Genomic DNA, 8,904 nt, shown 5'->3' with positions numbered 1-8,904 from the left:
AAGCCTTAATTTATGCGTTTGATACAACAGGACAAGAAAGAATCAATCAAGATGTTGGTTATGATGGATTAGACGATGTTGAAGAAGTTGCTATTTCACCGTTATATAGTGGCATAGCCGATCCAGCAAATGATAACTACCAATACTATATAAGTGCAGAAGGAAACCTATTCGATCGTTATAAAAAATATAACAATGTAGAAGGAAACTCTCCAGACACCTTTAGTAACACAGATAGAGGATCTACGACTGTCCCTGATGTGGAAGATATTAATCGTGACAATACGATGAATACAATTGATAGTTATTTTGAATATGAATTAGAGATAACACCACAAAACTTACCAGAAAATTTAAATGCAATTACATCTACTAATCCAATTGGTAGCTTTATTAGAGATATTAAAACCAGACCAAGAGCATTAGCAAATGGAGATACAGAGCAAATACGCTGGTATCAGTTTAGAATTCCAGTACAAGGAGATCATGTAGAAGCCGTTAATGGTATTACCGATTTACGTTCTATACGTTTTGCACGTATGTATTTAAAAGAGTTTTCAGAAAGTACAGTATTCCGTTTTGGTACTTTAGATTTAGTAAGAAGCGATTGGAGACGCTATACATTAGCATTAGATGACGAAACAGGGCCAGCAGCAGACGATCCACAAACAGAATTTTCTGTAGGAGTTATTAGCACGTTAGAAAACGATGGTAGTTATGCATCACCTCCAGGTGTTGTGCCAGAGCAATTAAATAATAATAATACCATTATAGACCAAAATGAGCAAGCCTTAGTAGTCAACGTTTGCGATTTAGAACCAGAAGATTCCAGAGCTGTATTTAAAAACATTAATGTAGATATGCGACAATATAAGCGCTTACGTATGTTTATGCATGCAGGAGAAGGAGATACCCCAGGACTATCAGATGGAGACTTAGTAGGTTTTATTAGAATGGGTAACGATTTAACGCAAAACTACTACCAAATAGAAGTGCCATTACAAGTTTCTACTAGTAATTCCTCTGAAGGCTTGTGGCCATCAGCAAACGAAATAAACTTAGAGTTAGAATTATTACAAAAAATAAAATCTATAGGTATTAGTAATGGAACCCTAACAGATCTTGATGCAACGTTTTATGACGTAGTGGGTGGAGAAGTAGTGCCAATTACAGGAGATGAATTTTCTAACTATGTAACAGGACAACAACGTGTAGCAATAAAAGGTAACCCAAATTTTGGAGATATTAGAACCCTAATGGTAGGTGTTAAAAATGCAAGAGGATTTGATGTTTGTGGAGAAGTTTGGTATAACGAATTGCGTTTATCTGAGATGGATAACGAAGGCGGTTGGGCAGCAGTATTGAGTCTAGATACAAATTTTGCAGACTTTGCAAATGTAAGCGCTACAGGGCGTATGAGTACTTCAGGATTTGGCTCTGTAGACCAAGGACCAAACGAGAGGAGTCGTGAAGACGTAAAACAATATGATGTTGTTACTAATGTTAATATCGGGCAATTATTACCAAAAAAATGGGGATTACAAATACCGTTTAATTATGGGCAGTCTGAAGAATTAATAACACCAAAATTCGATCAACAATATAAAGATATTGAGTTGCAAACACGTTTAGATGCAGCTACAGATGCAGAAGACCGTAAGCGTATTAAAGAGAATTCTGAAGATTATACTATGCGAAAAAGTATAAACTTTATAGGCGTTAGAAAAACGAGAACAGGAGATTCTAAACCTCGATTCTACGATGCAGAGAATTTAACATTAAATTACTCGTATAATAAAGTAGAACACCGTGATTTTGAAATTGAACGCTCTATAGATAAACAAGTACGAGCAGGTGTTAATTATGCCTATAGTTTTCAACCAAAAGTAATAGAGCCATTCAAGAAAAACGATTCGTTGTTTACAGGTAAGTATTGGAAATTATTAAAAGATTTTAATGTAAACTTATTACCATCTAGCATAGCCTTTAATACAGATTTAAACAGGCAGTTTAACAGACAACGTTTTAGAGATGTAGAGTTAGGAGGTAATAATATTGGCTTGGAAGAACTGTTTAGAAGAAACTATACTTTCGATTACCAGTATAACGTTAATTGGAATTTAACCAATGCACTATCATTTAACTTCGCGACATCAAAAAATAATATTGTAAGAAATTATTTTAAAGACAATATCATTAATGGGGAGCAAGACCCATCGTTAGACGTTTGGGATGGATTCTTCGATTTTGGTGACCCAAACAGACAAAGTCAACAATTAGGAATAAACTACGAAATACCATTAAGCAAAATACCAACATTAAGTTTCTTAAAAGCTACCTATGCCTATACAGGACAATTTCAATGGCAAAAAGGATCAGATTTATTTGGAGAATTAGTTGCAGATGATGGATTAACTTACGATTTAGGAAACTCAATATCTAATGGAAATACACACAATATAAATTCAACTTTAGACATGAATAAGTTGTATAAGTATATTGGATTAACAAAGAAAAGAAAATCTAAAAAAGGCAATAAAGTAAGCCGTGCAGATAGAAATATTGGAGCACCACCAGGAGGTAAAAAACAAATAGCAGATAAAGGCGGTAAGCCAGCTGCTAAGAAAAGTAAAGGAGTAGGAAGAAAATTAGCTAATATTGGAATCGATATAATAACAAGTGTAAAGCGTATACAAGTTAATTATGCAGAAACTAATGGAACATTCTTACCTGGATACTTGCAAACACCAGGTTTTTTAGGAACATTAAAGCCATCCACAGGATATACTTTTGGAAGCCAGAGAGATATTAGAGCTTTAGCAGCAAGAAACGGATGGATAACAAATTTTCAAGAATTTAATCAACAATACACACAAAATCAAACCAAACAATTAGATATCTCTGCTAATTTAGAACCTATTAAAGACTTAAAAATAGATCTTGTGGGTTCTAGAATTTATGCTAAAAATTATACAGAGAACTTTAGAGTAGAAGATGGTACATATAGATCTTTAACACCAAATGCTTTTGGAAACTTTAATATCTCAACATTTACATTGCCTACTGCATTTAGTAAGAGTGATGAAATAAGTTCCGCAGCCTTTAATGATTTTAAAGAGAATAGGTTAACCATAGCTAGACGATTAGCACAAGAAAAAGGGGCAAATGTTAATGATGTAGATGCCGATGGTTTTCCAAGAGGCTTTGGTAAAACAAGTCAAGCCGTATTGCTGCCAGCCTTTGTAAGCGCATATACAGGGCAAAATGCAGAAAAAACAAAATTGGGAGCCTTACGTAACATTCCTATTCCTAACTGGGATTTAAAATATACAGGTTTAATGAAATTAAAATGGTTTAAAAAACGATTTAAACGTTTTTCTATAACACATGGATACCGCTCTAATTATACAATAAACCAGTTTAGAACTAACTTAGACTATAATGGAATAGATTATACTATAGATTACGATTCCCAACCAGCAGACGATTTAGATCAAGCAGGGAACTATAAAAATGAAAACCTATACAGTAATGTAAGTTTAACAGAGATGTTTAGTCCATTAGTAAGGCTAGATTTCGAGATGAAAAATTCTGTAAAAATATTAACAGAAATTAGAAAAGACAGACAGTTGTCTTTAAGTTTCGATAATAACTTAATGACAGAAGTTCAAGGAAAAGAATATATTATTGGATTAGGATACAAATTTAAAGATGTAAAAATAAAATCTAAACTTGCAGGGCCTAGAAAACGAATAGTTAGTGATTTAAACATGGAAATGGATGTGTCTGTAAGAGATAATAAAACTATTATACGATATTTAGACTTAGATAATAACCAAGTAACCAGCGGGCAAACGGTGTGGAGTTTAAAGTATAAAGCAGATTATGCATTTAGTAAAAACCTAACAGGAATATTTTATTTTGATTATACCTTCTCTGAATATGCTATTTCTACAGCATTTCCTCAAACAACAATACGATCTGGTTTAACTTTAAGGTATAATTTTGGGAATTAATACTAGTAGAAAATAGTGTTTGAAATAACAAACTGATTAGATATATTTGTAGAAATTATATAAAACACAACAATGAATATTCCAGCTGAATTAAAGTACACCAAAGACCACGAGTGGGTTAAAATAGAAGACGATACAATAACTGTAGGTATTACAGATTTTGCTCAAAGCGAGCTAGGAGACATCGTATATGTTGAAGTAGAAACAGTAGATGAAACACTAGAAGCAGATGAGGTATTTGGAACCGTTGAAGCTGTAAAAACAGTTTCAGATTTATTTTTACCAGTTTCAGGTGAAATAATTGAGTTTAATGAAGCTTTAGAAGATGAACCAGAAAAGGTAAATACAGATCCTTATGGAGACGGTTGGATGGTAAAAGTAAAATTCTCTGATGCCTCTCAACTAGAAAACTTATTATCTGCAGAAGATTATAAAGAACTTATTGGTGCTTAAAAAGCTAATATTACCTGTAAGTATTGCTTATACCATAACACTTGCAGTATTAAGTTTAATAAAAGTAAATAAGGTAACCTCAGAATTACCAACCAATAGTGATAAAATATTCCATGCACTAGCATATGCAATATTTACTGCACTTTGGTTTCTTTCATTTTATTATAAAATTAAACTAAAGAAAACAAAAGCATTAGTTTTTAGCTTTTCGTTTTCATCCGTATTTGGCATAATTATTGAGTTACTACAGGGTAGTATAACAAAGAATAGAGAAGCAGATTTATTTGATGTTATTGCAAATACAACAGGAACACTAATAGCAATGATAATTATAACGATCGTTTTAAGAGGTGTTAAAAAATAATAATAGCTTGCTTTTTTAACAAATAAATAGTTATTTTAGCAACTAGAGTGTAAACAAATATTAATTTATGGAACTTAAGAAAAATCCAAAATCAAACGTAGGCCGTAACAGTGCACTGTACTTTGCCGTTGGATTAGCATTAATGTTATTTTTAACAAATTATGCTATCAACTACAAAACTTACGATGAAGAAATCGTAGAAAATCAGTACTCATTAGGTGAAGAAGAATTAGAAGAGGAAATCCCAATTACTAATACAGCACCACCGCCACCGCCACCGCCACCACCGCCACCAGCACCAGAAGTTATTGAGGTCGTTGAAGATGAAGTGGAAATAGAAGAAACAGTATTAGAATCTACTGAGACAACACAAGAAGAAGAAATTGTTGAAGTAGAAGAAGTAGAAGTAGAAGAAGTAGAAGAGGATGTAGAAGTTGCCTTTGCTGTAATTGAAAATGTTCCAGTTTTTCCAGGATGTGAAAGTGGAAACAATGAAGCTAAGAAAAAATGTATGAACGAAAAAATGGCAAAATTTGTTAGAAAAAAGTTTAATACAGATTTAGCTCAAGATTTAGGTTTACCTCCAGGAAACAAAAAAATTAGTGTATTCTTTAAAATCGATAAAACAGGTCAAATAGTAGATGTAAAAGCTAGAGCACCACACCCAAGATTAGAAAAAGAAGCAAAACGTATTGTAAACTTATTGCCAAAAATGAAGCCAGGAATGCAGAGAGGAAAAGCGGTAAGAGTACCATATTATTTACCTATTAAGTTCCAAGTACAGGATTAATTATAAGACCTGTATTTAAATAAATTAAAATCCCGTTACAAATTTGTAACGGGATTTTTTTGTTTGGTACGCTTATTGTGAATTACTCATAATATTAACATATAAACTTTTAATTATTATGAAACAATCTAACGAAAGCCACGGAGTCGTTCGCCAAAACGACAAAACCGTGCAAAAATCACAAAAGCATGATGCAAATTTACGAAAAAACTCAACGCTTTACTTTCAAATAGGTTTAATAATGTGCCTTTTGGCTAGTTACACAGCTTTAGAAATGAGTTTTGCTACACCTAGTGATGGTATAGTAATGGCTCCTACAGACGAAGCTGATAATATTTATTATCCTGAAGACAAAAACTACATAGTAGAGGAAGAGCCTAAACCAAAAGAAGAAGTTGTTGTAAAAAAGAAGAAAATCATTCATAAAATTGAGATTACAGAAAAGGAAGATATAGAGGAAGCTGAAAAAGATTTAGATTTAACAGTAGAACCAGAAACAGTATCTAAAGACCCTGTACTATCTGAAGATGATGATATACTTGATGTGCAACCAATAGATGATCCAGTAAATATTATGGCAGTACAAAAAGTGCCAATTTATCCAGGTTGTGAAAAAGCAAAAAACAATAACGAACGTAGAAAATGTATGTCTGATAAATTAAAGAAACTAATAAGTAAAAAGTTTGATTCAGACCTAGGAGCAGAATTAGGTTTAAGTGGGAAACAAAAAATCTACGTAAGCTTTAAAATAAATAAAGCAGGAAATGTAGAAATATTAAAAACAAAAGGAACACACATTAGATTAGAAAAGGAAGCAAGAAGAGTGGTAGAAAAAGTGCCAACAATGCAACCAGGTAAAAATAATGATGAGCCAGTAGAAGTACTTTATAATTTACCAATTACTTTAAACGTTCAAAATTATTAAGCCTTTTTATAAAAAATAATTTATAGCCGTTATCGACCTAAACGATAACGGCTTTTTAGATTTTTTCATTCTTAAAAAAACAGTATCTTTCGCCATTATATAAAATCTTCTATTTTATGAAGCGCTGCTTTCTTATTATCATATTATGCTTCCAATTTTTTGCTCAGGCTCAAGAAACTTTAACTAACGAAAAACCTCCGGTTTTCGAAGACTGTAAAGAAACGAATGTTGAGAACCTTCAAAATTGTTTCGATAATAAAGTGTTTAACCTGTTGTTTACAGATTTTAAAGTGCCAGAAAACCTTTCAGAAAATAATTATAAAGGAGAAGTTGTTATTCTTTTTGAAGTGAATAAAGAAGGTGCATTTAGAGTCATGTATGTTGATGCGCTATATAAAGAGCTAAAAGAAGAAGCTACTCGCGTATTTAAAACGTTTCCAAAAGTAGAACCAGCAACATATAACGGTCTGCCTACATTCAAGCAATATTCAATAGCATTAAAAATCCCTTTAGAAGACCAAACAGTGTCTACAAAAGATTTATCTGATGAAAAAACGATAGAAGAAGAATTAACGACATTAGAGAAAAGTGCAAAGTCAGAATTTGATAGTATTGAGGCTAATAAACAACCCTACAGTAATAAAGCTTATACAAGTCAATTGAATATTCCATTTAGTCATAGTAACTATTCTAAATTTGATAGAGCAACAAACCTAATAGGAACTAATAGTCATACAGCAGCAAAACCATTTCTGTATGAAGATGTTTCAAAATATTATAGTATAGAAGCAGAGAATGAAGCATTAAAAAAAGAAGGTGATACTTGGTTGACTAAAAAACTTTGGAATGAACACTTAGTGCAATTACAAGGAAAGGATTATTGGTTTACAATAGACCCTATTTTCGATTTACAAGTAGGGAAAGACACAGATGCCGATTTTAATTCAACATTTAATAATACAAGAGGTGTATACATACAAGGAGGGCTAGGTAAGCGATTTAATTTTTCAGCATCAGTATATGAAAGCCAAGGGCGTTTTGCACAATATTACAACCAGTATGCCGAAACCTTAAAAGCATTTGGTCCAGATCCAGCAATAATTCCAGGGCGCGGGATTGCAAAACGATTTAAAGATGATGCTTACGATTACCCTGTAGCCGAAGCCTATTTATCGTATACCCCTGCAGATTTTATAAACATTCAATTTGGTCATGGTAAAAACTTTATAGGAGATGGTTATAGATCATTATTACAAAGTGATGTAGCTAGCCCATATCCTTTTTTAAAGTTAAACACTAAATTTTGGAAAATAAAATATACAAATACATGGTCTTGGTTGCGAGACGTAAGACCGGAAGTAACAGAAGATGGTGCCTTTTTAACCAAGTATATAGCTAACCATTATTTAAGCTGGAATGTAAATAAACGATTAAATATAGGTTTGTTTGAATCTGTGATTTGGACAAATTCTAACGATCGTGGTTTTGATGTTAATTACTTAAACCCTGTTATTTTTTACAGAGCCATAGAATTCGAAACAGGCCAAGATGCAGGTAATGCAATTTTAGGAGCATCTGCAAAATATAAATGGAGCGACAATATTAATTTTTATGGCCAGTTTATATTAGATGAGTTTTCTTTAAGTGATATAAAAGGAGGTGAGAAAAGTTGGAAAAACAAATACGGTTATCAATTAGGAGCAAAATATTATAATGCATTTAAAGTAAAAGATTTAATGCTTCAAGCAGAATATAACCAAGTTAGGCCTTACACATATTCTCATAATACAGTAGCACTAAATTATGGGCATAACAATCAACCTTTTGCCCACTTATGGGGAGCAAACTTTAAAGAATTAGTACTTATAGGGCGTTACAGATATAAGCGATGGTTTGGAGAAGCAAAAATAATAGCTGGATTAAGAGGGTTTGATGTTAATGATGGTACAGATAATTTTAGTTATGGAGGCGATATATACCAAAACTACAACGATAGACCTTTTGATACTGGAGTAGAAATTGGACAAGGGATAAAAACAAAAACAATAAATGCTAGTATTCAAGGCGGGTATTTAGTTAACCCAGCATCAAATTTAAAGATCTTTGCAGATATTAGTTACAGGAATTTTAATCCAGAAACCGAAATAGCATCTGTTGTAAACAATAGTACAGTATGGTTTAATTTAGGAATTAGAACAGATTTATTTAACTGGTATTTCGATTTGTAATTTACTTTTGTTTACCGTTGGTGAATAAGCTTTTATAAAGTATCTTTGCACTCGCAATAAAACGCTTAGACAAAATTATAGTGGTAAGGTTGTTAAAGCGGTAAATTATAGTACATTGAGTACAACAA

General features: G+C 32.4%; 6 protein-coding genes. All 6 read left to right on the top strand.

The annotated features are described in order from the left end of the window. On the top strand, positions 1-4,016 hold a 4,016-nt coding region (sov, locus tag ACVC2P_RS07895; protein WP_452597937.1), incomplete at its 5' end, for a T9SS outer membrane translocon Sov/SprA. Positions 4,017-4,088: 72 nt separating this feature from the next. Continuing rightward, positions 4,089-4,469 carry a glycine cleavage system protein GcvH gene (gene gcvH, locus ACVC2P_RS07890; protein WP_452597935.1) on the top strand — a complete coding sequence of 127 codons (381 nt, stop codon included), beginning with the start codon at positions 4,089-4,091 and terminating at the stop codon, positions 4,467-4,469. Next, on the top strand, positions 4,462-4,833 hold the full coding sequence (locus ACVC2P_RS07885; protein WP_452597934.1) for a VanZ family protein: 372 nt from the start codon (positions 4,462-4,464) through the stop codon (positions 4,831-4,833). Before gcvH ends, ACVC2P_RS07885 begins: the two co-directional genes overlap by 8 nt. A gap of 67 nt (positions 4,834-4,900) precedes the next feature. Further along, positions 4,901-5,623, top strand: coding sequence for an energy transducer TonB (locus ACVC2P_RS07880; RefSeq protein WP_452597933.1), 723 nt, complete (start codon positions 4,901-4,903; stop codon positions 5,621-5,623). 118 nt (positions 5,624-5,741) lie between these two features. Continuing rightward, positions 5,742-6,548, top strand: a complete 807-nt coding sequence (locus ACVC2P_RS07875) for an energy transducer TonB (protein ID WP_452597932.1) — start codon at positions 5,742-5,744, stop codon at positions 6,546-6,548. 116 nt (positions 6,549-6,664) lie between these two features. Then, positions 6,665-8,776 (top strand): gliding motility protein RemB, encoded by a 2,112-nt coding sequence (locus tag ACVC2P_RS07870; protein ID WP_452597931.1) that lies wholly within the window; start codon positions 6,665-6,667, stop codon positions 8,774-8,776. Positions 8,777-8,904: the final 128 nt, after the last annotated feature.

Source organism: Pontimicrobium sp. MEBiC01747, assembly GCF_053601635.1.
The sequence above is the reverse complement of the archived record's forward strand: the minus strand, read 5'-3'. Positions and strand labels throughout refer to the sequence as shown.